Origin of the sequence: Actinomadura sp. RB99 (genome assembly GCF_014706005.1) — a bacterium.
Lineage (GTDB): Bacteria > Actinomycetota > Actinomycetes > Streptosporangiales > Streptosporangiaceae > Spirillospora.
Genome location: NZ_JABMCA010000079.1, coordinates 1 through 25,585, shown reverse-complemented (window position 1 = coordinate 25,585; position 25,585 = coordinate 1). Strand labels below are relative to the sequence as shown.

At 73.3% G+C, this 25,585-nt stretch carries 30 protein-coding genes; 20 read left to right on the top strand and 10 right to left on the bottom strand.

From position 1 onward, the window contains the following. Positions 1–17 precede the first annotated feature (17 nt). The 9 genes from amrb99_RS41550 to amrb99_RS41515 all read left to right on the top strand — a co-directional run bounded on the left by amrb99_RS41550 (position 18) and on the right by amrb99_RS41515 (position 8,668). Positions 18–689 carry a TetR/AcrR family transcriptional regulator gene (locus amrb99_RS41550; protein ID WP_190866977.1) on the top strand — a complete coding sequence of 224 codons (672 nt, stop codon included), beginning with the start codon at positions 18–20 and terminating at the stop codon, positions 687–689. Continuing rightward, entirely contained in the window at positions 683–1,624 is a 942-nt protein-coding gene (locus amrb99_RS41545) for an ABC transporter permease (protein WP_190866975.1), read from the top strand. The genes amrb99_RS41550 and amrb99_RS41545 overlap by 7 nt, the downstream gene beginning before the upstream one ends. After that, positions 1,621–3,432 (top strand): dipeptide/oligopeptide/nickel ABC transporter permease/ATP-binding protein, encoded by a 1,812-nt coding sequence (locus amrb99_RS50330; protein WP_206700312.1) that lies wholly within the window; start codon positions 1,621–1,623, stop codon positions 3,430–3,432. Before amrb99_RS41545 ends, amrb99_RS50330 begins: the two co-directional genes overlap by 4 nt. Then, on the top strand, positions 3,429–4,274 hold the full coding sequence (locus tag amrb99_RS41540; protein ID WP_347257082.1) for an ATP-binding cassette domain-containing protein: 846 nt from the start codon (positions 3,429–3,431) through the stop codon (positions 4,272–4,274). The genes amrb99_RS50330 and amrb99_RS41540 overlap by 4 nt, the downstream gene beginning before the upstream one ends. Positions 4,275–4,319: 45 nt before the next feature. Further along, positions 4,320–4,793, top strand: coding sequence for a nuclear transport factor 2 family protein (locus tag amrb99_RS41535; RefSeq protein ID WP_190866973.1), 474 nt, complete (start codon positions 4,320–4,322; stop codon positions 4,791–4,793). Between the two features lie 108 nt (positions 4,794–4,901). Beyond that, positions 4,902–6,110 (top strand): hypothetical protein, encoded by a 1,209-nt coding sequence (locus amrb99_RS41530; RefSeq protein ID WP_190866971.1) that lies wholly within the window; start codon positions 4,902–4,904, stop codon positions 6,108–6,110. Next, positions 6,110–6,895, top strand: a complete 786-nt coding sequence (locus amrb99_RS41525; RefSeq protein ID WP_190866969.1) for an SDR family oxidoreductase — start codon at positions 6,110–6,112, stop codon at positions 6,893–6,895. The genes amrb99_RS41530 and amrb99_RS41525 overlap by 1 nt, the downstream gene beginning before the upstream one ends. A 29-nt stretch (positions 6,896–6,924) precedes the next feature. Continuing rightward, complete coding sequence (locus tag amrb99_RS41520) at positions 6,925–8,085, top strand: sulfotransferase (RefSeq protein WP_190866967.1); 1,161 nt, start codon at positions 6,925–6,927, stop codon at positions 8,083–8,085. A gap of 127 nt (positions 8,086–8,212) precedes the next feature. Continuing rightward, positions 8,213–8,668, top strand: a complete 456-nt coding sequence (locus amrb99_RS41515) for a TerB family tellurite resistance protein (protein WP_190866965.1) — start codon at positions 8,213–8,215, stop codon at positions 8,666–8,668. A gap of 21 nt (positions 8,669–8,689) precedes the next feature. Here amrb99_RS41515 and amrb99_RS41510 read toward each other — a convergent pair whose 3' ends face one another. Further along, a complete protein-coding gene (locus amrb99_RS41510) occupies positions 8,690–9,076 on the bottom strand; it encodes a nuclear transport factor 2 family protein (protein ID WP_190866963.1) in 387 nt (128 codons plus the stop codon). Positions 9,077–9,163: 87 nt separating this feature from the next. Between amrb99_RS41510 and amrb99_RS41505 the strand changes: the two genes are divergently transcribed. Continuing rightward, on the top strand, positions 9,164–9,931 hold the full coding sequence (locus tag amrb99_RS41505) for a helix-turn-helix domain-containing protein (protein WP_190866960.1): 768 nt from the start codon (positions 9,164–9,166) through the stop codon (positions 9,929–9,931). A 345-nt stretch (positions 9,932–10,276) separates the two neighbouring features. Further along, positions 10,277–11,116 carry an NAD(P)H-binding protein gene (locus amrb99_RS41500; protein ID WP_190866958.1) on the top strand — a complete coding sequence of 280 codons (840 nt, stop codon included), beginning with the start codon at positions 10,277–10,279 and terminating at the stop codon, positions 11,114–11,116. A 221-nt stretch (positions 11,117–11,337) separates the two neighbouring features. Here the strand turns inward: amrb99_RS41500 and amrb99_RS41495 are convergent, their stop codons facing one another. Then, positions 11,338–11,826, bottom strand: a complete 489-nt coding sequence (locus amrb99_RS41495; RefSeq protein ID WP_206700311.1) for a hypothetical protein — start codon at positions 11,824–11,826, stop codon at positions 11,338–11,340. Positions 11,827–11,947: 121 nt separating this feature from the next. Between amrb99_RS41495 and amrb99_RS41490 the strand changes: the two genes are divergently transcribed. After that, a complete protein-coding gene (locus tag amrb99_RS41490) occupies positions 11,948–12,274 on the top strand; it encodes a hypothetical protein (RefSeq protein ID WP_190866956.1) in 327 nt (108 codons plus the stop codon). Between the two features lie 3 nt (positions 12,275–12,277). Then, on the top strand, positions 12,278–12,652 hold the full coding sequence (locus amrb99_RS41485; RefSeq protein WP_347257083.1) for a LysR substrate-binding domain-containing protein: 375 nt from the start codon (positions 12,278–12,280) through the stop codon (positions 12,650–12,652). A 123-nt stretch (positions 12,653–12,775) separates the two neighbouring features. Here the strand turns inward: amrb99_RS41485 and amrb99_RS41480 are convergent, their stop codons facing one another. Next, a complete protein-coding gene (locus amrb99_RS41480) occupies positions 12,776–13,066 on the bottom strand; it encodes a hypothetical protein (protein WP_190866952.1) in 291 nt (96 codons plus the stop codon). A gap of 163 nt (positions 13,067–13,229) precedes the next feature. On the opposite strand from amrb99_RS41480, the gene amrb99_RS41475 reads away from it, so the two are divergent. Then, positions 13,230–13,499 carry a winged helix-turn-helix domain-containing protein gene (locus amrb99_RS41475; protein ID WP_206700310.1) on the top strand — a complete coding sequence of 90 codons (270 nt, stop codon included), beginning with the start codon at positions 13,230–13,232 and terminating at the stop codon, positions 13,497–13,499. A gap of 150 nt (positions 13,500–13,649) precedes the next feature. Further along, on the top strand, positions 13,650–14,222 hold the full coding sequence (locus amrb99_RS41470) for a dihydrofolate reductase family protein (RefSeq protein ID WP_190866950.1): 573 nt from the start codon (positions 13,650–13,652) through the stop codon (positions 14,220–14,222). 9 nt (positions 14,223–14,231) lie between these two features. Here the strand turns inward: amrb99_RS41470 and amrb99_RS41465 are convergent, their stop codons facing one another. Beyond that, a complete protein-coding gene (locus tag amrb99_RS41465) occupies positions 14,232–15,167 on the bottom strand; it encodes an alpha/beta hydrolase (protein ID WP_190866948.1) in 936 nt (311 codons plus the stop codon). A gap of 153 nt (positions 15,168–15,320) precedes the next feature. Here amrb99_RS41465 and amrb99_RS41460 point away from each other — a divergent pair, with 153 nt between their 5' ends. Continuing rightward, complete coding sequence (locus amrb99_RS41460) at positions 15,321–16,190, top strand: helix-turn-helix domain-containing protein (RefSeq protein ID WP_206700309.1); 870 nt, start codon at positions 15,321–15,323, stop codon at positions 16,188–16,190. A 33-nt stretch (positions 16,191–16,223) separates the two neighbouring features. Here amrb99_RS41460 and amrb99_RS41455 read toward each other — a convergent pair whose 3' ends face one another. After that, the gene (locus tag amrb99_RS41455) at positions 16,224–16,694 is read right to left on the bottom strand and encodes a VOC family protein (RefSeq protein WP_190866944.1); all 471 of its coding nucleotides are present in this window, start codon (positions 16,692–16,694) and stop codon (positions 16,224–16,226) included. Between the two features lie 77 nt (positions 16,695–16,771). Continuing rightward, entirely contained in the window at positions 16,772–17,383 is a 612-nt protein-coding gene (locus amrb99_RS41450; RefSeq protein ID WP_206700308.1) for a TetR/AcrR family transcriptional regulator, read from the bottom strand. Positions 17,384–17,457: 74 nt separating this feature from the next. Here amrb99_RS41450 and amrb99_RS41445 point away from each other — a divergent pair, with 74 nt between their 5' ends. Further along, on the top strand, positions 17,458–17,910 hold the full coding sequence (locus amrb99_RS41445) for a nuclear transport factor 2 family protein (RefSeq protein WP_206700307.1): 453 nt from the start codon (positions 17,458–17,460) through the stop codon (positions 17,908–17,910). Positions 17,911–17,916: 6 nt separating this feature from the next. Continuing rightward, positions 17,917–18,411, top strand: a complete 495-nt coding sequence (locus tag amrb99_RS41440) for a DUF3237 domain-containing protein (protein WP_190866941.1) — start codon at positions 17,917–17,919, stop codon at positions 18,409–18,411. Here the strand turns inward: amrb99_RS41440 and amrb99_RS41435 are convergent. The 3 genes from amrb99_RS41435 to amrb99_RS51955 form a co-directional block, all read right to left on the bottom strand. Beyond that, complete coding sequence (locus amrb99_RS41435; RefSeq protein ID WP_190866939.1) at positions 18,387–19,433, bottom strand: hypothetical protein; 1,047 nt, start codon at positions 19,431–19,433, stop codon at positions 18,387–18,389. The genes amrb99_RS41440 and amrb99_RS41435 overlap by 25 nt on opposite strands. A gap of 99 nt (positions 19,434–19,532) precedes the next feature. After that, entirely contained in the window at positions 19,533–20,198 is a 666-nt protein-coding gene (locus tag amrb99_RS50325) for a response regulator (protein WP_190866937.1), read from the bottom strand. After that, a complete protein-coding gene (locus amrb99_RS51955; RefSeq protein ID WP_190866935.1) occupies positions 20,195–21,313 on the bottom strand; it encodes a histidine kinase in 1,119 nt (372 codons plus the stop codon). The genes amrb99_RS50325 and amrb99_RS51955 overlap by 4 nt, the downstream gene beginning before the upstream one ends. A 177-nt stretch (positions 21,314–21,490) precedes the next feature. Here amrb99_RS51955 and amrb99_RS41420 point away from each other — a divergent pair, with 177 nt between their 5' ends. Next, entirely contained in the window at positions 21,491–22,966 is a 1,476-nt protein-coding gene (locus amrb99_RS41420) for a sigma-70 family RNA polymerase sigma factor (protein ID WP_190866934.1), read from the top strand. Positions 22,967–22,979: 13 nt separating this feature from the next. Here amrb99_RS41420 and amrb99_RS51950 read toward each other — a convergent pair whose 3' ends face one another. Further along, on the bottom strand, positions 22,980–23,768 hold the full coding sequence (locus amrb99_RS51950; RefSeq protein WP_190866931.1) for a CAP domain-containing protein: 789 nt from the start codon (positions 23,766–23,768) through the stop codon (positions 22,980–22,982). A gap of 237 nt (positions 23,769–24,005) precedes the next feature. On the opposite strand from amrb99_RS51950, the gene amrb99_RS41410 reads away from it, so the two are divergent. Beyond that, positions 24,006–25,412 (top strand): hypothetical protein, encoded by a 1,407-nt coding sequence (locus tag amrb99_RS41410; protein ID WP_190866928.1) that lies wholly within the window; start codon positions 24,006–24,008, stop codon positions 25,410–25,412. The last annotated feature ends 173 nt before the right edge of the window (positions 25,413–25,585 follow it).

Below are 25,585 nucleotides of genomic sequence, written 5' to 3'. Positions count from 1 at the left end.
CGCGAGCCGACACCGCCATGGCGAGACGGGGGCCGTACGAGAAGGGCCAGGCCAAGCGCAAGGAGATCCTCCTGGCCGCGCTGGAGGTCTTCGCGGCGGAGGGGTACCGGGGGACCTCCCTGCGCAAGGTCGCGGACCGGTGCGGCCTCAGCCTGCCCGGCCTGATGCACTACTTCGAGTCCAAGGAGGACCTCTTGGCGCAGGTGCTCCGGATGCGCGACGAGACGGCCCGCCTCCGGCATCCGGACCACACCCCGGAGACCTACCGGCGGATCGTCCGGGAGGGGACGTCCACGCCCGGGCTCGTGGAGCTGTTCGTGTCGATGGCGGCGGCGGCCGGCGACCCGCGGCATCCCGCGCACGGCCACTTCGCGGAGCGGTACCCGCTGATCCGCGGCCAGGTCGCCGCGTTCCTGCGCGCCGGCATGGACGAGGGACGGATGCGCTCGGACGTCCCGCCCGACCGGCTCGCGGCGCTGTTCGTCGCGGTCGCCGACGGCGTCCAGATGCAGTGGCTCGTGGACCGCTCGATGGACATGGAGCAGCCGATCGCCGACGTGATGCGGCTCCTCACGCCCCCAAACGCGGTCGCGGTTCCGGCCGCCGACGCGGCCGGGGCGGCCCACGCCGGGGACGGGGCCGGGGGCGGGGCCGAGGACGGGGACGGAGAAGGAGGAGGCCGATGCTGAGGTTCGTCGTGCGGAGGCTGGCCGGGGGAGCGGTGCTCCTGTTCGTCATCTCCCTGCTGTCGTACCTGCTGCTGTCGATCCCGGACAACGACGTCGGGCGGCAGCTGCTCGGGCAGAGCGCGGACCAGGCGGCGGTCGACGCGAAGAACGCCGCGCTCGGCCTCGACCGGCCCGTGCTCGTCCAGTACGCCGACTGGCTGTCGCACGCCGTCCGCGGCGACCTCGGCGCGTCCTGGTTCACCAGCGAGGACGTCACGCAGGCGATCGCCAACCGGCTGCCGGTGACCGTCAGCCTGATGGTGGGCGTCACGCTCGTCACCGCCGTCGTGTCGTTCCTGCTGGGCGTGTGGGCCGGGGTGCGGCGCGGCGCCGTCGACCGGTTCGTGCAGGTGCTCGGCGTCGCCGGGTACGCGCTGCCGGGCTTCCTGGTGACGCTCGTCCTCGTGCTGGTGTTCGCGGTGAAGCTGGACTGGTTCCCCGCCATCGGCTACACCCCGTTCGCCGAGTCGCCCGGCGGCTGGCTGTCCACGATCACGCTGCCGGTGGCGTCGCTGTCGATCGCGTCCGTCGCGGGCGTCTCGCAGCAGGTGCGCGGCGCCGTCATCGACGTCCTGCGCCAGGACTACGTCCGGACGCTGCGCGCCCGCGGCCTGTCCGCGCCGCGGATCGTGTTCAAGCACGTGCTGCGCAACGCGTCCGCGCCGGCGCTGGTGCTGCTCGGCATGCAGTTCGTCGGGCTGCTCGGCGGCGCGGTGCTGGTCGAGCAGATCTTCGGGCTGCCCGGCATCGGCGGCATGACCGTCACCTACACCTCGCGCGGCGACATCCCGGTGGTCATGGCGCTCGTCATGCTCACCGTCGTCGGCGTGGTCCTGATCAACCTGGTCACCGACGTGCTGGTCGGCTGGCTGAACCCGAAGGCGAGGCGGTCATGACCGAGGGCGTGACCGGGGGAGTGACCACCGGTGTGACCGAGGGCGTGACCGAGGGCGTCCGCCGCCGGGGCGCGTTCGGCCGGCTGGTCCGCAACCCGCTCGGCGCAGCGTCGCTGCTGCTGCTGGCGCTGCTCGTGGTGGCCGCGGTGCTGGCGCCGCTGCTCGCGCCGCAGGGCCCGCAGGCCGCGTCGCTCGCCCACGCCTTCGACGGGCCGAGCGGCGGGCACCCGCTCGGGATGGACTCCGCGGGCCGCGACATCCTGTCCCGCCTGCTGTACGGCGGTCGCGGCACGCTCGGCGGCGCGGTCGTCAGCGTGGCGATCGCGCTGGTGCTCGGCGTCCCCGCGGGCCTGTACGCGGGGTACCGCGGAGGCGGGTTCGACGCCGCCGCGAGCTGGACGGCCGACCTGGTGATGGCGCTGCCCGCGATGGTGGTGCTGCTCGCGTCCCGCGCCGTCCTCGGCTCGAACGTGTGGGTCCTGATGGTCGTCCTCGGGTTCCTCGTCGCTCCGTCGTTCTTCCGGCTGGTGCGCGGCATCGTCGCCGACGTGCGCGGCGAGCCGTACGTGGACGCGGCGCGGGTGTCCGGGCTGTCCGACCTCCGGATCGTCGCCCGGCACGTGCTGATCGTGGTGCGCGGGCCCGTCATCATCCAGATCGCGCTGGTCGCGGGGCTGGCCATCGGCCTGCAGGCGGGCCTGGAGTTCCTCGGCGTCGGCAGCGGCTCCGCCGCGACCTGGGGCGCGATGCTGAACGAGGCGTTCCAGAACATCCAGCGCGCCCCGATGCTGCTGCTGTGGCCGGGCCTCGCCCTCGGCGTGACGACCGGCGCCCTCGTCCTGCTGGCCACCGCGCTGCGGGACGCGCTGGAGGACCGCACCGGCACGCCGCCCGCCCGGCGCCGCCGCCGTGCCGCCGCAGCCCCGGCTCCGGTCGAGGCCCCGGCGGGGGACGTCCCCGGGGACGACCGCGCCGAGCTGCTGTCGATCCGCGGGCTGGCCGTCGCCTACGCGCGTCCCGACGGCTCCGAGGCCGAGGTCGTCCACGGCATCGACCTGGACGTCCGGCCGGGCGAGATCGTCGGGCTGGTCGGCGAGTCCGGGTCCGGGAAGACGCAGACCGCGTTCTCGGTGCTCGGGATCCTGCCGGACGGCGGGCGCGTCACCCGCGGCAGCGTGATCGTCGCGGGCCGGGAGGTCGCCGGGCTGTCCGAGCGGCGGCACCGCGGGCTGCGCGGGACGACCGTCGCGTACGTCCCTCAGGAGCCGATGAGCAACCTCGACCCGGCGTTCACCATCGGCAGCCAGCTCACCGAGCCGATGCGGCACGTCATGGGAATGTCCCGCAGGCAGGCCGCCGAGCGCGCCCTCGACCTGCTCCGCATGGTCGAGATCCCCGAGCCCGAGCGGGTGCTGCGCCGCTTCCCGCACCAGATCTCCGGCGGGATGGCGCAGCGGGTGCTCATCGCCGGGGCGATGTCCTGCGACCCGGCGCTGCTCGTCGCCGACGAGCCCACCACCGCGCTGGACGTCCGCGTCCAGGCCGACGTCCTGGACCTGCTGCGCCGCCTCCGGGCCGAGCGCGGCCTCGGCGTCCTGCTCGTCACCCATGACCTCGGCGTCGTCGCCGACCTCTGCGACCGCGTCGCGGTGATGAACGGCGGGCGGATCGTCGAGACCGGCCCCACCGACCGGGTCCTGCGGGACCCGCGCGACCCCTACACCCGCGGGCTGCTGGACGCCGTGCTGGACGACGCGCCCCCGCGCCCGCCCTGGCGGTCCGTCGAAGCGAGGAGCGAGACCGCGTGAGCACCACCGCGTCACCTACTGGCCCGCTGCTGTCGCTGCGCGACGTCCGCGTGTCCTTCCCGGGCGGGCGGCGGCGCGCCCGCATCGAGGTGCTGAAGGGCGTCGACCTGGACGTCCGGCCCGCCGAGACGCTCGGCCTCGTCGGCGAGTCCGGCTCGGGGAAGACGACGATCGGCCGGGCGATCCTCGGCCTCGTCCCGGTCGCGTCCGGCACGGTCGTCTTCGACGGGGAGCGCATCGACACCGCGACCGCCGCCCGCCGCCGCGCGCTCAGCCGCGACCTCCAGGTGATCTTCCAGGACCCGTACACGTCGCTGAACCCGTCGCTGACGATCGGCGACACCCTCGCCGAGCCGCTCATCGCGCAGGGCGGCGACGCGCGCGGCACCCGCGCCCGCATCGCCGCGCTGCTCGACCGGGTCCGCCTGCCCGCCGACGCCGCGCACCGGCTCCCGCGCGAGTTCTCCGGCGGGCAGCGGCAGCGGATCGCCATCGCCCGCGCGCTCGCGCTGCGGCCGCGGCTGATCGTCTGCGACGAGCCCGTGTCCGCGCTCGACCTCACGACCCGGCGCACCATCCTCGACCTGCTGCTGGAGATCCAGGAGGAGACCGCCGTCGCCTACCTGTTCGTCTCGCACGACCTGTCGGTGGTGCGCTCCATGAGCCACCGCGTCGCGGTGATCCACCGCGGCCGGATCGTCGAGACGGGCGAGTCCGCACAGGTCACCGCGGCCCCCGAGCACCCGTACACCCGCACGCTCCTGCTCTCGGCCCCGGTCGCCGACGTGGCGGAGCAGCGCCGCCGGCGCGCGGCGCGGGCCGCCGCGTCCGGGGATTTTTAGAACGTGTTCTTGTCTTGGGCGGGCGGACCGGTCAGGCTGTCTCGCATGGACCTGGAAGCCCTGGAAGAGATCCGCCGGCTCAAGCACCGCTACCTGCGCTGCGTCGACCTCAAGCAGTGGGACGAGTTCGCCGGGCTGTTCCTCCCCGGCGCCGTCGCCGAGTACGACACCCCCGTGCTCCGCAAGACCCTCCGCCTGGAGGGGCGGGACGCGATCGTCGAGTACATGCGCGGCAACCTGGGCGACGACAAGATCAGCGCGCACACCGCGGGCGCCCCCGAGATCGACATCGACGGCGACCGGGCGACCGGCGTCTGGTCCCTCGACGACACGATCATCATCCCGGAGCACCGGCTGCTCATCCGGGGCGCCGCGTTCTACCGCGACGTCTACCGGCGCGGCGAGGACGGCCGCTGGCTGGTGGAGAGGACCGGGCACAAGCGGACGTACGAGTACATGGTGTCGCTCGACGACGTCCCGAGCCTGAAGTTCACCACGCCGGTGCCCGGCTCCCGGTGATCGGGACCCGTTCGTTGACCCGCACATAGAACGCGTTCTACCGTCCGGTCCGATGCGCGCGAGCAGCGCCCCGCGCACGCGCCGATCCCGCGTCCCCAGGAGAGCCCGGTGGCCACCGACGCAACAGACCGTTCCGACGCCGCGACGCGCCCGTTCGCCGACGCGATCGTCGAGGCCGAGCAGATCATCCGCAACGCGCCGTTCGTCAGGACGGACCAGGACCTCGCCGAGGGCCTGGACTACCTCGCCGGCAGCATCAAGGCGTCGCTGCACATGGTCGGCGCCTACCAGCACGACCACCCGTACTTCGCCTCGTCCACCGGCCCCTACACCAAGCTGGGCCTGGACAACCCGGACACGCTGTACTTCCACGCCTACCTCAGGGACGACGCCGAGTACGTCGTGACCGGCCGCCGCGGCACCACCGCCGACCTCAGCTTCCAGATCATGAACGGCGACTACTCGCCGACGCAGTCGCCCGACAGCCTCACCGCGTTCGACGACCGCAAGCTGACGATCGGCGAGGACGGGAGCTTCCGGGTGCGGTTCGGCCCGCCGAAGGACGGCGAGGGGGACGACTACGTCGCGCTCGCGCCCGGCTCGGCGATGCTGATCGTCCGCGAGGTGTTCTCCGACTGGGACAACGACCGGCCCGGCGAGATCCGCATCCACCGCGCCGACACCCTCGGGACGTCCCCGGAGCCCGTCCCGTCGTCCAAGATGGCACGGCGGTACGCGGTGGCCGGGAAGATGCTGGTGTCCCGGATCAAGACCTTCCTGGCGTTCCCGGAGTGGCACTACCTGAAGCTGCCGGTCAACACGCTGACCGAACCGCGCGCGACGCCCGGTGGCCTCGCGACGCAGTTCTCGTCCGTCGGGCACTACGACCTGGCCGACGACGAGGTCATGGTCATCACCGCGCCCGCCGCCGACCCGTCCGTGGCGCCGTACATGGGCTTCCAGCTCGGCAGCATGTGGTACATCTCGCTCGACTACATCAACCACCAGACGAGCCTCACCCGCGACCAGGCCCGCGTGGACCCGGACGGCAAGATCCGCTACGTGGTCAGCGAGCGCGACCCCGGTCTCGCCAACTGGATCGAGCGGACCGGCCACAGCCGCGGCTACCTGCAGTTCCGCTGGCAGCGGCTCACCCGCGACCTCACCCCCGCCGACGGCCCGACCGCCGAGATCGTCAAGTTCGACGAGCTGCCGCGCGTCCTGCCGCACTACGAGGCCCAGCGCGTCACCCCGGGGGAGTGGAAGGAACGGATCGCGGCCCGCCAGGTCGCCGTGGCGCGGAGGATGCTCGGCTGATGGGTTCCGGACTGCTCAAGGACAAGGTCGTCGTCGTGTCGGGCGTCGGCCCCGGGCTCGGCCGCGGCCTCGCGCTCCAGTGCGCCAAGGCCGGCGCCGACGTCGTCCTCGCCGCGCGCAACGAGACCCGGCTCGCCGAGGTCGCCAAGGAGGTCGAGGACCTCGGCCGCCGCGCCGTCACCGTCCCGACCGACATCAACGACGCCGCGGCGTGCGAACGGCTCGCCGAGACCGCCGTCGCGTCGTTCGGACGGGTCGACGGCCTCGTCAACAACGCGTTCGCGACGCCGCCGCTGCGGGACCTGATGAAGGTCGACATCGACGCCGTGCGCGCCGGGTTCGAGACGAACGTGCTCGCCGCGCTGCGCCTGACGAAGCTGCTCGTCCCCGCCCTGGAGGAGCGCGGCGGCTCCGTCGTGATGATCAACTCGGCGGTGCTGCGGCACTCGCGGCGCACCTTCGGCGCCTACAAGATGGCGAAGGCCGCGCTGCTGGCGATGACGCAGAACCTGTCCACCGAGCTCGGGCCGCGCGGCATCCGCGTCAACACCATCGCGCCCGGCTACATCTGGGCCGACAACCTCCAGTGGTACTTCAACCACCTCGCCGAGAAGCGCGGCGTCCCGACGCAGCAGGTGTACGACGAGAACGCCGCCACCACCGACCTGCGGAAACTCCCGGAACCGGACGAGGTCGCCGACGCCGTTGTGTTCATGCTGTCGCCGCTGGCGCGCGCGGTCACCGGGCAATGCCTGGACGTCAACTCCGGCGAGTGGCACCACTAGGAAGGCGCCCTGTTGAGGAAGGCACAGCGATGAGCGCAGGCCGCGACAGCGTGGGGACCGTCGAGGACCTCCACGCGTCCGCGCGCAAGGTCACCGGCATGACGGAGTTCGGTGACGACGACTACCTCGGCGGGCTGGAGGTCCTGCTCGACTCGCTGGCGAAGGACGCCGGCCTCACCCCGGCCGGGAACAAGGCGCAGCGCGCGATGCTGCGCGGCGCCCTCGCCGCCCGGCAGTTCTCCGAGGCCGCCTGGAAGAAGCACCCCGGGTACGCGGACGTGCCGATCGAGCGGCCCATCTTCGTCACCGGGCTGCCCCGCACCGGCACGACGGCGCTGCACCGGCTGCTCACCGCCGACCCCGCCCACCAGGGCCTCGACCTGTGGCTCGCGGAGATCCCGCAGCCGCGCCCGCCCCGCGAGACCTGGGCGGACGACCCGCTCTACCAGGCGATCGACGCCGCGTACCGCAAGCACCATGTCGAGAACCCGGAGTTCATGGGCGTCCACTACATCTCGGCGGACTCCGTCGAGGAGTGCTGGCAGCTCCTCCGCCAGAACATGCTGTCGATCTCGTTCGAGTGCCTGGCGCACCTGCCGACGTACTCGTCCTGGCTCGCCGGGCAGGACTGGACGCCCGCCTACGCCCGGCACCGCCGCAACCTCCAGCTCATCGGCATGAACGACCCCGGCCGCCGCTGGGTGCTGAAGAACCCGAGCCACCTGTTCGCGCTCGACGCGCTGCTGGAGGTCTACCCGGACGCGCTGATCGTCCAGACGCACCGGACGCCGCGCACCGCCATGGCGTCGATGTGCAGCCTCGCCGCGCACGCCACCGCCGGCTGGTCGGACGTCTTCACCGGCGCGACGATCGGCCGCGACCAGCTCGACCTGTGGAGCCGCGGCCTGGAGGCGTTCCGCGCCGAGCGGGCCCGGCACGACCAGGCGCGGTTCGCGGACGTGCACTACGACGACTTCGTCCGCGACCCGATCGGCACGGTCGAGGGCGTCTACGCGCACTTCGGGCTGCCGTTCACCGGCGAGGCCCGGACGGCGATGGCGCGCCTGCACGGCGAGAGCACCACGAGCGCCGCGAAGCCCGCGCACCGCTACTCGCTGGAGGACTTCGGCCTGACCGCCGAAGAGGTGGACGAGCGGTTCGCCGACTACGTGAGCGGTCTGCGGGCCTGAGACGCCGCTTTCCGAGGGCGGGGCCGACGGCGGCCCCGCCCTCGTTCCGCGCCCGGGAACCTTCCCTCAATTACTACAGTTGTAGAAGAAGGTGCGGACCGTCCGCACGGCGATGGGAAGGGAAGCGATGGCTCTCTGGAACAGGCTCCGCGAGTCGACCCAGACGATGCAGACGCAGCTGCTCAACAAGAAGAACGAACTGACGAGCGGAGCGTTCCGCGACGCGAGCATGGCGATGTGCGCGCTGGTCGCGGCGGCCGACGGCGACGTGGACCCGGCCGAGCGGCAGCGCACCGCGTCGCTCATCATGGGCAACGAGGTGCTGCAGAACTTCCCCGCCGACGACCTGCAGCGCCGCTTCAACGACTACGTGGCCAAGCTCACCGCCGACTTCGACTTCGGCAAGGTCGCGGTCCTCCAGGACATCGGCAAGGTGAAGAAGAAGCCCGCCGAGGCCCGCGCCGTCATCCAGATCGGCATCGTCATCGGCGGCGCCGACGGCGACTTCGACGACGCGGAGAAGGCCGTCGTCCGCGAGGCGTGCTTCGCCGTCGGCCTGCCGCCCGCCGAGTTCGAGCTGTGACCGCCGGCCCCGCCCGGCGGGTCACCGGGCGGCGGCGGGCTCCCACCAGGTGAGGTTGGCCGCGGCGTGGGCGGTCGGCTCGATGATCTCCCACGCCTCGGCGATCAGCCCGCCGTCGACCCGCCAGATGTCGACGACCGCGATCTCCGGCCCGCCGTCCGGCAGCCGGCGCCGCGTGTGCAGCACCACGTGGTCCCCGTCGGCCAGCAGGTGCCGGATCTCGACCTGCATATCGGCGAGCGGGGTGAGCGCCGCCTGCACGTTGGCGAGCCATTCGGTCTTGGTCGAGGAGGTCGCGTCCGGCCTGTGGTGGATGAAGTCGTCGCTGAGCAGCGGCGCGAGTCCGGCGGTGCTGCCGGTCGCGATCAGTTCCGACAGTGCCCGCTGAACGGTGTCCTTGTTCGTCATGGCCGCAGTGTTTCCGCGGCGGCTGCGGATTGTCGATGAAATCCCATTTCATGGCGTCCGGCGCCACGATGAGTACGCTCGGGAACCGTGCACACGGTCGGGGAGCTCCTGCGGCAGTGGCGGCATCGCCGGCGGCTCAGCCAGCTCGACCTCGCGATCGCGGCCGACGTGTCGGCGCGGCACGTCAGCCTCGTCGAGACGGGCCGCTCCAACCCGAGCGCCGACATGGTGCTGCGGCTCGCCGACCAGCTCGACGTGCCGCTGCGCGACCGCAACCGGCTGCTGCTCGCGGCCGGTTTCGCGCCCCGGTACGCCGAACGGCCGCTCGACGACGCCGCGCTGTCCGCCGCCCGGAACGCCGTCGAACGGGTGCTCCGCGCGCACGAGCCGTACCCGGCGCTGGCGTTCGACCGCCGCTGGAACATCGTCATGACCAACGCCGCCGTCGAGCCGTTCCTCGCCGAGGTCGACCCGGAGCTGCTCCGGCCGCCCGTCAACCTGCTGCGGCTCGGCCTGGACCCGCGCGGCCTCGCCCGCCTGGTCGTCAACATGGCCGACGTCCGCGCGGTGTTCCGCTCCCGGGTCCGGCGCCAGCTCGCCGCCGCCCCGGACCCTGGCCTGGCCGCCCTCTACGAGGAACTCCTCGAACCCGGCCCGGACGACCCTCCTGCCGACTCCGACGTCGTCATCCAGATGATCGTCCGCCACTCCGGCCGCGAGCTGCGGCTCTTCTCCACCATCACCACGTTCGGCACCCCGCAGGACATCACCCTCGACGAGGTCGCCATCGAGTCCTACTATCCGGCCGACGCGGAGACCGCCGCCCACTTCAAGAACCCGGCCACCGATAGGTGATCTGCGTCAGCCGAGTTGCGCTTGGAAGACCCGCTGATCGAAGTAGGCGCGCGCCTCGCGGATGAGGCCGTCTCCGCCCGACTCGCCGACGGTGATGCCCGACCAGTCGCGGATCGCGTCCCGGCCGACGATCGGCGCCCGCCCGACCGGGTCGTGGAGGCGCCGTCCGCGGCGAAGACGGGCGCCCCGGCGGCTGCGGACACAGCACCGCTCAGGAACGCCGCGACCATGCAGACGGTGCTGACGCGGCTCCGCGCTCCGGGATGGGCGCGAAGACGCGCGATGTGGAACAAAGTATTCCGTTCTGATAGAGTGGAGGTACCGCAAGAGAGAAGGAGATCGGCAATGATCCTGGTCATCGGTGCTACCGCGTACTTCGGCCGGCAGACCGTCGAGGCGCTGCGTCGGGAGGGCCACCAGGTGCGGGCGCTCACCCGCACCCCGGAGAAGGCCGGTCTCCCCGAAGGAGTCGAGGTGGTCCAGGGCGACCTGGCGAAGCCCGCGACGTTCGCGGCCGCGCTCGACGGTGTGACCGCCGTGTTCCTGGTCCTGCCGTACGGGCTGGATGCCACCGCGTTCCTCGAGGCGGCCGCCAAGGCGGGTGTCGGCCGGATCGTCTTCCTGTCGTCGGGTGCCGTGGTCGACGGCGCGGACCGGCAGCCGGACGTGATCGCGGCCTATCACGCCGGGGTCGAGCGGGCGATCGCGGCGACCGGCGTTCCCGCGACGATCCTCCGCATCATGTTCCCGGCGATCAACTCGCTGGCCTTCGGCATGCAGCTCCAGGGCGGCGAGGTGATCCGCGGCGCGTACGCGGACGCCGCGTTCTCGATGATCCACGAGAAGGACGTCGCCGACGTCGCGGTCCGGGTGCTCGTCGACGGCGGGCACCAGGGCCGGGTGTACGAGCTCACCGGAGCCGCGTCCCTCACCCAGACCGAGCAGGTCCGCGTGCTCGGCGAGGCGCTCGGCCGGCCGCTGCGCTTCGAGGAGATCCCTGACGGTCCGCTGCGCGAGCAGATGGGCGCCTTCATGGACCCGGACTTCGTCAACGCGCTGTTCGACCTGATGGCCGCGACCGTCGGCAAGCCCGCCCCTGGCACCTCGGTGGTCGCCGACCTCACCGGTCACGCGCCCCGTACGTACGCCGAATGGGCCGCGGAGCACGCCGGCGACTTCGCCTGAGGTCCCTCCGGGATCGGCCTGTCGTGAAGGACGGCGTCACCAGGTACACGCCCCCTGTTCTCAGAAGTGCCGAGCAGGGCGAACGGTGCGGCGCGGGTCTTCTGCGCGCGGCCGACCTCCAGCATGGCCTGGTAGACCCCGGCCTGCCCGGGGTGGTGGCTCGGCGGCGGCCATCAGGATCGGGCTATCCGGTCGGCCGGATCGGTGATCGAAAGATCACCTCAGTCGACCGGGTTGTCCAGCCATCGGCCATCCCGCATGACCGTGCGCCCAACGAATTCGTGAAAGCCGTTCCAGACCTGGATGCGCCTGAAGTCCAGGCGTAGGTAGACGAACGTGCCCTCCGGGGAGGTGCGGGGGTCTGTGGAAACCTTGGCGTAGCGCTCGGCGATGTCAGCGTCGATGTCAGGGAGATCCATAAGGGACGCGCTGGTGTCGATCATGACGACGTCGGCGGTGTCGCCGAGAGCGACCCGCGCTTGTGGGCGCCCTTTGATGTTGGAAACAGTGCTGCTCTTGGCAAAGGTCGCGGTATAGAGAGCCGAGCCGGCCCGCACATAGGCCACGGGGATCAGATGCGCGCCATGGCCATTGCTCCCGGTGGCCAGCCACATCTGGAAGTCGGTGTCGAGCCGGTTTCGGGCATAGGCCTGTCGCTCGGCCAGGCTGCGCGGGACCGGGATCGAGGCCAGCTCTTCGTCAACATGCACGACGATTCCCCCTTCACATGGGTGCAAGTTCCCCTCCCCTGTGCCGGGAGGTCGTACATCGAAGACGAACGGCACCCCGCCTAAATCGACACATCGCTGGGCCGTCCGGGGGGCGGGGCCCGTGGCGCGGGGTCACGCCGGTGAACGTCTCCACCAGACCCTCCGGCCCGCCTACCAGCAGATCATCAACGGGATCGAAGAGGCCTCGGCCACCGCCCTCGATGTTCCGGGCACGCTCACGCTCGGCAGCATGGGCCCGGAGGGCTGGCAGATCCGGGAGATCGTGGACTGGTTCCGCGCCCGGCACCCGGCCGCCCGGTTCGTGCACCGCGAGCTCAACGCCGTCGACCCGCTCACCCCGCTGCGTTCGGGGGAGATCGACATGGCCCACTTGTGGCTGCCGGTCCGCGAACCCGACATCACCGTCGGCCCGATCACCCACACCTGACCGATCGTCCTGGCGATGGCCACCAGCAACCCCTACGCCGACCGCGAATCCCTCAGCCTGGAGGACTACGGCGACCTGACCTTCATGGCCCACCGGTCGCCGATCCCGGCGTCCATGGAGGAGGTGTTCCAGCCTTTCCGCACCCCGTCCGGACGCCTGATCGCCCGTGGCCCGGCCGTCTCCGACTGGGAAGACCAGCTCAAGGCGGTGAGCGCCGGGCATGCCGTCGCCGCCGCGACCGCCGAGGCGGCCGGCTTCTACCCCCGACCCGACCTGGTCTACATCCTCGTCCGCGACGCCCCGCCCATCCGGTGGGCCTTCGCCTGGCACACCACCAACCCCAACCCACTGATCCGCGCCCTCGCCAGCGCCCGCTGACCCGCCGTCAGAACGGCGCGCGGTGCCTGCCGACGTACCTGGGGCGGCGGCCGACGGTGAGCGCGGTCGCCCAGCTCGCCGACACCGCCGCGGCGAGCGCGATCGCCGCCGTCACGAGCGCGGTCACGGCGCCGCTCCCGGCGCCCCGTCCAGCAGGCCCTTGATCGCGAGGACGGCGTCCGCCACCCGGTCCGCCTCCGCGACCGGATGACGCCACCCCGTCCAGAACCACGGCCGCCCCGCGTCCTCTGGGCGGGGTTCCACGGTCATGACGAGGCAGGGGTGGACGGTGCAGCAGCCGTCCGCGTCCGGGTTCTCCACATGAAGGCCGTCCGGCGTGAACCACGCGCTCAGCCCGTGCGCGCGCAGAACGGTCCCGAGCGCCTCAAGCCGCGCCCTAGCATCGGGTGTCATGGGTCGTTCGCCTCCTGGGGCGTCCGGTCCTAGCCCCGTTCGGACGGTCGCAACGTCCGGACGGGGCGCTTCTGTTTCGGCACCCCAAGCTTAGGCAACCTACGCACGCTGCGCAGCCTATGCGAGCTAAGAAGCATACGCGACATGCGCATACCGTTGGATCATGGTCGAGCTGGACGGCGAGGCGCCGCTGCGGGTGCAGCTGGCGGACCTGGTCGCCGCGCGCATAGCGGACGGGACGTACCCGCCCAGGACGGCCATCCCCTCCGGGGCCGAGCTGGCCGCGGAGTGCGACGTCTCCCCGCGCACCGCGACGGAGGCGGTGAAGATCCTCAAGGCGCGCGGTCTGGTGCGGGGTGTGCCGGGTAAGGCGGTCATCGTGAAGGCGGACGCGCTGGACGTCCTGAAGAGCGCGGCGCCGGACTCTGAGTAGCGACTTACCGGAGTGCGGGCGGCCGAAAGTGGTCTTCGGCGGCGATGAGTTCTGAACCGGCGGGCGGTCTGCCAAGGTGGGGCGAACGGCCCCAGGGCGGACATGATCCCGCCCGCTCAGAACCATCACGAGAGGCTCGGGAGATCCCAGATGCGCACTCTGATCAGCACCGCTTTCGTCTCGCTCGACGGCGTCGTCGAGGGTCCCGGCGGCGAGCCGGAGTACCGCAACTCCGGATGGACCTTCAAGGACATCGAGTTCCTCCCGGAGGCGTACGAGCTCAAGGGCCGGGAGCAGAAGGAGGCCGCCGCGATGATGATGGGCCGGGTCAGCTACGAGGCGTTCAGCCCCGTCTGGCCGGGCATGGCGGAGTTCGCCGACTACAAGGTGATGCCGAAGTACGTCGTCTCCACCACCCTCACCGACGATGACCTCGTCTCCGACTGGGGCGAGACCACGATCCTGCGCTCGCTGGACGAGGTCGCCGCGCTGAAGGAGACCGACGGCGGCCCGATCATCATCCACGGCAGCGCCACCCTGAACCGGGACCTCTCCGACGCGGGTCTCATCGACCGCTACCACCTGCTCGTCTTCCCGGTGCTGCTCGGCGCGGGCAAGCGGCTGTTCAGCGGCACCGACAAGGACGCGCAGAAGCTGAAGCTCGTCGAGCACGAGGCGTACGCGAACGGCATCCAGAAGAACGTGTTCGACGTCGTCCGCTGACGCCCCCGGCTAGGCGGCCCGCGCCTGGGGCTCGGCGAGCGCGGCGGTGAAGAACGCGGCGAGCTTCTCCACCGCCGGCCCGACGTGGCGCTCCCTGTCGTAGAGGTCGACGTGGCTCGCGCCGTCGATCCAGTGGATCTCCTTGGGTCCGGTGGCCTTCTGAAACGCCTTGACGCTCATCCAGGACGTGACGGCGCGGGTCCCGACGATCATCAGCAGCGGGCGCGGGCCGATCAGCGGGACGGGCGCGAAGGCGTCGAAGGCGGCGATCCTGTCGACGCTGGACCAGGTGAGGGCCGTCGCCGAGCGCGGGTGCGCGGCGCGCGGGGTCCGGTAGTAGTCGAAGCCTTCGGCGCCGTGCTCGCCGCCGAGCCGGCGCGCCTCCTCGGCGGTGGCGGGGAACAGGGGCAGCGCGCCCGGGTCCTCGCCGCGCGCGGCGGTGGTGCGGGCGACGGCCGCGGCGTCGAGCATGCCCTGGAAGACGGCCGGGTCCTGGGCGCCGTCGGCGCCGAGCCGGAACTGGCGGGCGATGTCGACGGCGCTGACGGTGGCGACGGCCCGGACGCGGTGGTCGCCGGCGGTGGCGGGCAGGACGTAGCCGCCGGAGGCGCAGATGCCGAGCGCGCCGATGCGTCCGGCGTCGATCTCGGGGCGCGTGGTGAGGAACGAGACGGCGGCCTTGAGGTCCTCGACGCGCTGGGCCGGGTCCTCGAGACCGCGGGGTTCGCCGCCGCTCTCGCCCTGGTAGGCGGCGTCGAAGGCGAGGGCCGCGAAGCCCCGGGCGGCGAGCCGGGACGCGTAGAGTCCCGCGGTCTGCTCCTTCACGCCGGTGCCGGGATGGCCGACGACCACGCCCGGCCACGGGCGGTCGGCAGGGGTGTCGGGCAGGTGGAGGTGACCGGCGAGGGTGATGCCGTTGCTGTCGAAGGCGACGTCGATCTTCATGGGACGCTCCAGTGCTTCGTGGGGCCGCCGCCGGTGATTCCGGCGGCGTGGTTCCACGGTGGCGCTCCCATGAGGCGCCCGTAAGAGGCGGGTTCTTGCCTGGGAAGGATCCTGCCCTCCCAACGCGTCCCCGGTCCGCCGACAATGGACGGTATGACCGCTTCATCGCAGGCCGGGGACCTCGGGGTCTTCCTCAAGGCGCGCCGGGCCCAGCTCACGCCGCGCGACGTGGGCCTGCCCGAGGACGACGGGCGCCGCAAGGTCGCGGGCCTGCGCCGCGAGGAGGTCGCGCGGATCGCCGCGATCAGCGTCGACTACTACACCCGGCTGGAGCAGGGCCGTGTCCGGGCGTCCGCCGGGGTCCTCAAGACTCTCGCCGACGCGCTGCGCCTGGACGAGGACCAGCAGACCTACCTCTACGAGATCGCGGGCAAGACCGACGCCCGGCCGCGCCGCCGCCGCGCCGCCCAGAGGGTGCGGCCGGCGGTGCGGCGCCTGCTCGACCGGCTCCCGGGGACGCCGGCGGTCGTGCTCGGCAAGCGGATGGACGTCCTGGCGTGGAACGACGCGGCCGCCGCCCTCTACACCGACTTCGCCCGGGTGCCCGCCGGTGAGCGCAACTACGTCCGCCTGATGTTCACCGACCCCGGCATCCGCGGCATGCACCTGGAATGGCGGCACGACGCCCGCGACGCCGTCGCGGCCCTCCGCATGGAGGCGGCGAAGGACCCCGACGACCCCGAGCTCGCGCGGCTCGTCGGGGAGCTGTCCGTCCAGGACGCCGACTTCCGCACCTGGTGGGCCGAGCACCGCGTCAACTCCGCGGGTCACGGCACGAAGCGCTACCGGCACCCCGTGGTCGGCGACCTCACGCTCGACTGCGACACCTGGAACAGCCCGGACGGCAGCGGCCAGCGGCTCATGGTCCTCACCGCCGAGCCGGGGACGCCGTCCGACGACGCGCTTCGCATCCTGCTCTCCTGGGCGCCGCAGGACCGTCCGGCCACGGCACCCGGCGCCTAGCGCGGACGCCCCGGCCGCCGCGGGAGGCGCGGGTCAGTCGAGGCAGAACTCGTTGCCTTCGGGGTCGGCCATGATGATGTGGCCGGCGCCGAGCGGGGGAGCGGGCTCGAACCGCTGGAGGCGGGCGGCGCCGTGCGCGACGAGCCGCTCCGCCTCCGCCTCCAGGGCCGCCATCCGCGCGTCGCCCGTGAGGCCGGGCGCCGCCCGCACGTCGAGGTGGACGCGGTTCTTGACCTGCTTGGGCTCCGGGACGCGCTGGAAGAACAGGCGCGGCCCGTCGCCCGCCGGGTCGACGACCGCCGAGGCGTCGTTGCGGCGTTCGGGCGGCACGCCCATCGCGTCGAGGGCCTCGTCCCAGGTTCGGAAGTCGCCGGGCGGGTCCTGGAGCCGGTAGCCGAGGGCCTCGGCCCAGAACGCGGCCAGGGCGGCCGGGTCGGCGCAGTCGAAGGTGATCTGGATCTCGCGGGCCGTCACGGCGCGCGTTCCGCTGGTGTTCGAGGTCATGGTGCAAGCCTCGCGGACAATCCGGACAGCTTCGTTCCGCGAACGGTGAAAGTTCTGCCGGGAGATCGTCCGGCGGGTCAGGGAGGGGCGAGGAGGCCGTCGATCGCGCGGCGGGCCAGGGCGGTCGCGCCGGGCTCGTCCAGGCGCAGGGCGGTGTTGGCGGCGGTGAGGACGGCGTCGGTCTGGAAGGCGGCCAGGTGGGCGTCGAGCGGCGCGATCTCGCCGGCGGCCGCCGCGCGGCGGTACTCGGCGGCGAGGAGGGCGAGCCAGTCCCGGTGCTGGCGGGCCAGGGCGTCGCGGACGGGGCCGGGCCTGCTGTCGAAGTCGGGGAGGTTCGCCGCCCAGAAGCATCCGCCGGTGAACAGCGGCTTCTCGGCGTAGTCGATCCAGTTCGCGACGAGCGCGCGCAGCCGGGCCGCGCCGGGCGGGGCGGACTGCGCGGGGCGCACGACCGCGTCGACGAACAGCTCGCGGGCCGCCTCGACGGTCGCGAGGTGCAGGTTCTCCTTGGACCGGAACAGGGTCTGGATGCCGCTCTTGCTCATCCGCAGGTCGGTGGCGAGGCGGCCGAGGCTGAGGCCGTCGAGCCCCTCGGCGGAGGCGACGTCGACGGCGTGCCGGGTGACGGTCTTCCGGGTCCGCGCCCCGCGCAGCAGCCGGCCGTCGGCCGGGAGGTCGTCCTCGCTCATCGGGTCCATCGTGCCAGATTGCCTATACGTACGATCGATCGTATTGTTTTCTTGTCGGCGGGAGAGGAGCGGGCATGGACCCCGATCGCATGGTCGAGCTGGCGGAGGCGCTGGCCGCCGCCAAGAGCCGCCAGGACGTGCCCGCGGCCATGGCGCTGCTGCACCCGGAGATGGTGCTGGAGAGCCCGGCCTTCGGGACGACCGCGCGCGGCCCGGCGGAGAACGCGGCGGCGCTGCGCCGGTTCTTCGCCTCGTTCCCGGACTACGACGTCGCCTTGCAGGGGCATGCCGCGAACCGCGACGCCCTGGTCTGCTGGGGGACGGCCCGGATGACCCTCACCGGCACCCGGTTCGGCGTCGAGCCCAGCGGGCGCCGCGCCGAGCTGCCGGTGTTCATCCGGTTCGCGTTCAAGGACGATCTGATCGCCGGTGAGTACTTCTTCTTCGACCTCGCGGAGCTGTGCGCGCAGTCCGGCGTCTCGGCCGACGCCGTCCGGCGCCGCCTGTTCCGCGACCGGGAAAGGTGATGGCGCATGCTCGCGGACCCGCGTGTGAAGGACGTCGGGGAGATCCGGACGGAGCTCCTGTTCGACATCGTGGTCGACCTGGACCCGCCGCTGGACTTCGGCAGGGGACCGGCCGGGCGGCGCGTCCTGTTCGGCGCCGCGGGCGGCGCCTTCGAGGGACCCCGCCTGCGCGGCGAGGTGCTGCCGGGCGGCGGTGACTGGGCGCTGTTCCGCCCCGGCGGGACGATGTGCCTGGACGTCCGGCTCGCGCTGCGCACCGACGACGGAGCCCTCGTGCACATGACCTACGGCGGCCGCTACACCACCCCGCCGGAGCTGCGCGACGAGATGGCCGACACCGCCACCCGGCACCGCGTCGAACCGTCCCGCTACTACTTCAGGACGACCCCGCTCTTCGAGACGGGCGCCGAGCGGTACGCGTGGCTGAACGACGCCGTCTGCGTGGGGACGGGCTACCTCGTCGAAGGCGGCATCGCCTACAAGGTCTCCCGGGTGGTGTGAGCCGGGCGGGCCGGTCCGGGTGCGGTGAGGCGGCGGCCGAGGGCGGCGAGCAGGGCGACCATCGCGGCGGCGACGACGATCAGGCCGAGGGCGTCCGGGATGTTCCCGGTGTTCGCGACCAGCCCGAACGCGGTGTGCGCGACGAGAGCGCCGGAGATCGCCGCGAGGCGGTGGCGGTCCGTCCAGCCTCCCGCCCGGCGCAGGAAGACGGCGGTCGCGGCGGCCAGGAGCGCGGCGGCGGCCATCGGGACGGGCGTCCACGAGCGCGCGACGAAGGCGGAGTGGTCGGCGCCGGCGAACGGGAACAGCAGGGCGAGGTACCCGAACGACGCGGCGCCGCAGACGATGCCGAGCACCCGGGGCGCAGGCAGGGCGCCCCGCAGCGGCGGGCGGGGCAGGCGGGGCAGAACGCCCAGGGCCAGGACGGTCAGCGCCGCGCACAGCGCGAGGATGATCAGCGCGGCCCCGCCGGGCAGCGCGTAGTGCGGGTCCTCGGACGGCGGGACCGAGACGCGGAGCAGCAGCGCCCCGAGGGCCGCGACGAGACCCGTGACGACCAGGCCGCCGCGCCGCAGGTAGGCGGCCCGGCCGTGGCGGCGGAACACCAGCTCCACGAGCGCGATCGGGATGAGGACGCTGAACACCGCGTGGTACGGCAGGTTCAGCTCCGCGTACGGGGCGTTGACGCCGAAGGGGCGCGGCCCCCAGTCCGCCGCGCCGTACAGGTGCGGGCTGGTCAGGCTCTGCAACGCCAGCCCCTCCTCGACCAGCCCGTACACCAGGCCCATCGCCAGGACGCTGCTCCACCCGCCCCCGAAGCGGCGGACCAGCTCCCGGACCAGCAGCACCCCGGCGCCGTAGACGGGCACGTAGAGCAGCACCAGCCAGAACATCCGGACCGGGACGGTGCCGAGGGTGAGCTCGGCGACCGCGGGCGCGACCAGGACCAGCGTCCACGCCGCCCGCCGCGACCGCGGGGCCGCCCTCGAAGACGGGGCCGTCCCCGAACGCCGCTTCATCATGCCGCCAACGCTAGGAACGCGCGGCCCGGGGCGCTTCCAACGAAGGATCGGTCTCCGCCTTGCGACTTTCGTCGGAGAGCCGCCCCGGAACGCGGGTTCCTAGGCGGAGGGGCGGGGGCGGACCAGGCCGAGGTCGTAGGCGAGGACGACCGCCTGCACGCGGTCCCGCAGGCCGAGCTTGCGCAGGATGCTCGACACGTGCGTCTTCACCGTCGCCTCGGTGACGACGAGCCGCGCCGCGATCTCGGCGTTGGACGCGGCGCGCGCCACGAGCTCCAGCGTCTGCATCTCGCGGTCGGTCAGCTCCGCGAGCGCCTCTGGCCGGACGGGTGCGCGCGGCTCGGTCGCGGTGAACCGGTCGAGCAGCCGCCGGGTCACCGACGGCGCGAGCAGCGCGTCGCCGCGCGCCACGACCCGGATCGCCTCGGCCAGGTCGTCCGGCCGGACGTCCTTGAGCAGGAACCCGGCGGCGCCCGCCCGGAGCGCCGCGTAGAGCGGCTCGTCCAGGTCGAACGTCGTCAGGATGATCACCTTGGGCGGGTCGGCGGACGCGGTGATGCGCCGGGTGGCGGCGATGCCGTCGACGCCGGGCATCCGGACGTCCATCAGCACGACGTCGGGGCGCAGCCGCTCGGCCGCGCGGACGGCGGACTCGCCGTCCCCGGCCTCGCCGACGACGGTGAGGTCGTCCCGCGCCTCGATGATCATGCTGAACCCGGCGCGGACGAGGTCCTGGTCGTCGGCGACCAGCACGCGGATCGTCACCCGGCCTCCCCGACCGGCAGCGACGCCCGCACCCGGAACCCGCCGTCCGGGTCGGGGCCGGCCTCGAACGTGCCGCCGAGCAGCAGGGCGCGCTCCCGCATCCCGGCGATGCCCTGCCCGCTCCCGGCGAGCCCCGCCGCCTCGGAACCCGGGCCGCCGGGGGCCGTGAGGGCGCCGGGGCCGTCGTCGCGGACGTCGACGTCGAGGCGCCCGCCCGCGTACCGCAGCATCACGTCGGCGCGGCCCGCGCGGGCGTGCCGCAGCGCGTTCGTCAGCGCCTCCTGGACGATCCGGTAGACCGCGAGGCCCACGCCGGACGGAACCCGCACCTCGGCCATCCCCTCCCGCTGGATCCGGACCCGCAGCCCGGCGCCGGTGACGGAGGCGGCGAGCCGGTCCAAGTCTCCCAGGCCGGGGACGGACCCGTCCGCGTCGCCGCCGTCGGCGTCCCGGACCGACCGCAGGAAGTGCCGCAGCTCCGCGAGCGCCTGCCGCCCCTCGGCCTCCAGGTTCCGGACGGCCCGCCGCGCGAGCCCGGGGTTCGCGTCGAACACGTCGTCCGCGGCGGCGGCCTGCACGACCATGACGGACACGGTGTGGGAGAGGACGTCGTGCAGCTCCCGCCCGATGCGCGCCCGCTCCTCCACGGCCGCGCGCCGGGCCTCGGCGTGCCGCCGCGCCGCTTCCGCGCGTCCGAGCGCGCCCCAGCTCCAGGCGAGCAGGGCGGCGACGGGCCACAGGGCGACGAGCCGGTCCTGCGCGGCGGCGACGGCGGCGGTCACGGCGGCGACGGCGCCCATGCCCCACAGCGAGGTCCGCGCGGGACGCAGCCACGCGAACGCGCACAGCACCACGAAGAGGATGCCGGGTCCCAGCTCGGGCCCGAGCGCCTGGATCCCGGCGCCCGCGGCGGCCGTCACCGCGAGCGCGGCCTCCGGGCGGTCGCGCATCAGCCATCCCGCCGCGGCTCCCTGAACGAGGAGCAGCGCGACGATGGCCGCCCGCGCGGTCCAGCCCGCGTCCAGGAACGGGACGGCTCCCGCCGCGCCGAGCGCGCAAGCCCCGGACACCGCTCGCCACCAGGACGGCAACACCACCGCATACCGATCCCGCACGCTCGCCGACGCTACCAACCCGGCCCCCTGGACGGGGCGGGAGCGGAACCTCCGGGGCGCCCGGCGCCGTACAGAGGGTGGGGGACTTGCCGGAGATGGTGTGCTTGTTGTTATCTGCGGTGTTCCAGGAGGTCTCCAGGGGGTCGGGGGCGATCCGCTGGAGGGACGGTGACGCGCGTGGGCGAGGACGTGGACCTGCTGGTCCGGGCGGCGCAGGACGGCGACCCCGAGGCCAGGGAGCGGCTGGTCGCCGAGCACCTGCCGCTGCTCTACAACGTGGTCGGCTGGGCCCTCGACGGCCACGCCGACGTGGACGACGTCGTCCAGGACTCGGTGCTGCGCGCGCTCGGCGGGCTGCACGGCCTGCGCGAGCCGGGACGGTTCCGCTCCTGGCTCGTGTCCATCGCGATGAACCAGGTGCGCCGCCGCTGGACGTCGCTCCAGCGCGGGACGCCCATGGACCCCGACGCCCTCGCGCGGGTCGCCGCGTCCGAGGCCGACTTCGCCGAGGCCGCCGTCCTGCGGCTGGAGCTGTCCGGGCAGCGCCGCGAGATCGCCGAGGCGACCCGCTGGCTCGACGCGGGGGAGCGCGAGCTGCTCGGCCTGTGGTGGCTGGAGGCGTCCGGCCACCTCACCCGCGGCGAGCTGGCCGACGCGCTGGGCGTGTCGGCGGCGCACGCGGCGGTCCGGGTGCAGCGGATGAAGAAGCAGCTCGCGACGTGCCGCGCCGTCGTGCGGGTCGTGGGGGCGGAGCGGCGCTGCGAGGCGCTCGTCCCGGTCCTCGCGCGATGGGACGGGCGGCCGTCGCCGCTGTGGCGCAAGCGCGTCGCCAAGCACGTCCGCGGCTGCCGGGACTGCGGCTCCCGGCAGCGGGACCTCCTCCCGCCGGAGGCGCTGCTCGCGGGCCTGGTCATGGTGCCGCTGCCCGCCGCGCACCCGCTGCACGCGCTCCCGGCGGCGCTCACGGCCTCGTCCACGCCGACGGCCGCGTCCGCCGCGTCCGGGGCGGGCACGGCGGGCACGGCGGGCGCGGGGAAGGGCGCCGGTCTCGCGGCGGCCAAGTGGGTGGCGGGCGCCGCGGCCGTCGGCGTCGCGGGCGCGGCGGTGGTCTTCTGGGGCACGCGGGGCGGCTCGCCCGCCGAACCGCCGCCCCGCGACGACCCGCCCGCCGCCGCGCACCGGACCCCGTCGCGCACCCCGGCGCCGCGTCCCGGCGCTACCTCCGTCAAGGAGCACCTCGCGCCGCCGCGGCCGTCGAAGACCGCGAAGCCGGGCGTCGAGCAGCAGGTCGTCGCGCTGGTCAACCGGAACCGGGCCAAAGCCGGATGCCGCCCCCTGCGCGTCTCGCCCGCCCTGCACAAGGCCGCGCAGGCGCACACCGAGGACATGGCGTCCCGGCACGCCCTCGACCACGGCGGCGCCGGCGGAGACGATCCGGGCGACCGGATCACCGCCGCCGGCTTCCGCTGGAGCGCGTGGGCGGAGAACATCGCGCAGGGCCAGGCGTCCCCGCCCGCCGTCGTCACGGCCTGGATGAACAGCCAGGGGCACCGCGCCAACATCCTGAACTGCCGCCTGACGATGATCGGGGTGGGTTTCGTGCCGGGGTCCGGCGGCCCCTGGTGGACGCAGGACTTCGCGACCCCCGCCTGAGGCCCCGGCGCGGTCAGCGGCTCGTGCCGAAGTCCTGCGTCCAGTACGGGCCGCCGCTCAGCACCACGCCGACGCCGATCTCCTTGAACCCGCAGTTCAGGATGTTCGCGCGGTGGCCGGAGCTGTTCATCCACGCGTCCATCACGCTCGCGGGGGTCGCCTGGCCCTTGGCGATGTTCTCGCCGTAGGAGGACCAGCGGTAGCCCGCGGCGGTGATCCGGTCGCCGGGGTCCTTGCCGTCCGGGTTGGTGTGGTCGAAGAAGTTCCGGGCGTGCATGTCGGCGGAGTGGCCCTGCGCGGCCCGCGCCAGCTTGCTGTTGACCGTCAGGGCGCCGCAGCCGTGCTTGGCGCGCTCGGCGTTGACCAGCGCGACGACCTGCGAGGCGTACCGTCCGGCGGTCCCGCCGGCGGGCGCGGCCGGGGCCTTCGGCTTCGCGGGTGCCTTCGTCGGTGCCTTCGTGGCGGGACGGCGGTGCGTCGCGCGCGGCGCCGGCTTGTGCGACGCCTTGGCCTTCCTGTGCTTCGGCTGCGGCGCGCGGCTCGGTGCCGTCCGCGGGGCGTCGGCGACCGGGGCGGTCGGCGCGGCGCTCGGGGAGAACGACGAGCCGCTCGCGGTGGGCGCGCCGTCCGCGCCGTCCCCGAACGCGCCGGCGGCCGTCCCGGCGACGCCGCCGATCACCAGCAGGCCCGCCGCGCCCGCGGCCGTCCAGACCGCGACGCGGCGGGACGCCCTGCGCGGCCGTCCCGGGCGCGGCCTCGCGGGACGCGGCCGTCCGGTGCCGCGGGCAGGGGGATAGCTCATGGCGATGCCACATCCTTCTCTCGTCGGGGCTGTGCGAACACGCAGCGGACCCCGCGCGGGACGGGCGATAACCAAAAATCCACGGCTTCTTCAGAAGCGCCCAAGACGCGGCGCCGGGACGGGCCAAGAAAGGGGCAAGACCGCATGTCGGACGGCACGCCCACGGGGGCCGGGCTCTCTGATTGACCACCGGTGGGCACAGCGCCCCCCTGGTCCGGGCAACCGAGGAGTCACGCCGTGAAGAGAAGCTGGAAGGCCGCGATCGCCGCCGCCGGGGCGACCGCCATGACGACCGCCTCCGTGGCATGGCCCGCGCCCGCCGGGAACGCGTCCGGGAACGGCGTCGGCGCGTCCGGCAAGGGGCGCTGGGTCCTGCTGGACGCCGAGGACTTCGACCGGCCCCTGCGCGTCGACGGCGCGCCGTGGCGGCTGGACCCGCAGGGAAGGCGCAGCCCGTGGAACGTCGACGCGTTCGACGACGACGGCGAGGCGTGGACGAGGATGAGCGGCCCGCTGTTCAAGAAGCAGATGGCCACGCTGAACGTGTTCCGCAAGCGCGTCGCGTTCGGCCGGAAGGGATGGCTGACCGCCGAGGTCGCCGCCGTCGACAAGGACCACGACGGCCGCCCCGACTCCCGTCCCGGCCTGTCGACGGTCACGCTGCCCGGCGGGCAGCGGGCCGCGCGGCTCTCCGAGCCGAGCTGGGACGCGGGCGTGCTGATCCGGCCGACCCGCCCGCTGCCCCGGCACTACCGCGTCGAGATGACGCTGCGCGGCATCGACTTCGGCGGGAAGCGGAACGGCACGTTCGACTACAACGGCCGGCACAACGGCTACACGAAGGAGCCGTGCAAGACCCGCTTCCCGTGGACGTTCACCGGCGCCCTCCCTGGCCAGTCGCGGTGCCAGTACCACGACGTGACGCGGGAGAACGGCTTCTACTACATGACGATCCTCGACTACGCCACGCCCGCGCCGCACGGCAACCCGGACATCCACTTCCGGCGCAAGGTCATCATGGACGGCTACTACAGCGACCTCCCCCGCTGGAAGCACGCCGCGACCTGCAACCCGAAGACCCGCAAGATGTACCGGACGTTCGACGGCACCTTCAACGGCGTGAACGCGCTGTTCGCGCGGGGCGACAAGTTCATCGGCGGCCCGGACAACAACATCAGCACCGAGTACTACGCCAAGACCGCCTGCGGCAACGCGTCCCTGGACAAGCCCTACGGGCCGGGGAAGCGGTTCGAGGGGCACCTGACCAGCGCGGAGCTCCAGCCGCAGCTGCTGCCGAAGGCGTCGTACCGGTTCGCCGTGGAGCGCGACGACACCGGGTACACGCTGGAGATGAGCGGCCCGTTCCGGTTCATCGGGCAGGCGACGCTGCGCGTCCACCACGACTTCGTCGAGCACGGCCGCCCGATCTGGCACTACAACCAGACGCCCGGCGAGTACGACGGCCGCTTCGACCGCAGGCTCGTCCACAAGGGCCCGCACGGGACGTGGGTCACCCGGCACACCTGGCCGAAGGGCTCGGCGTACCCCGACTCGTTCGTCATCGGCGACCCGCACCTGAACTACTACGAGGGCGAGGCGGTCATCGACGACATCCGCCTCTACGTCCCCCGCAAGGACAGGTGACCCGCTGAGCGACGGCGCCCGCGGCGCCCGTGGTGCCCGCGGCGCCCGCGGCGGCTAGCCGCGGGCGCCGCGGCGAGGGCGGCGGGCCCCGGCAGCACCGGGACGGCGACCGTGAGGTCGACGTTGGCGTAGCCGCAGAACACGATCATGGGAGGACCACGCCCGCCTTCGCG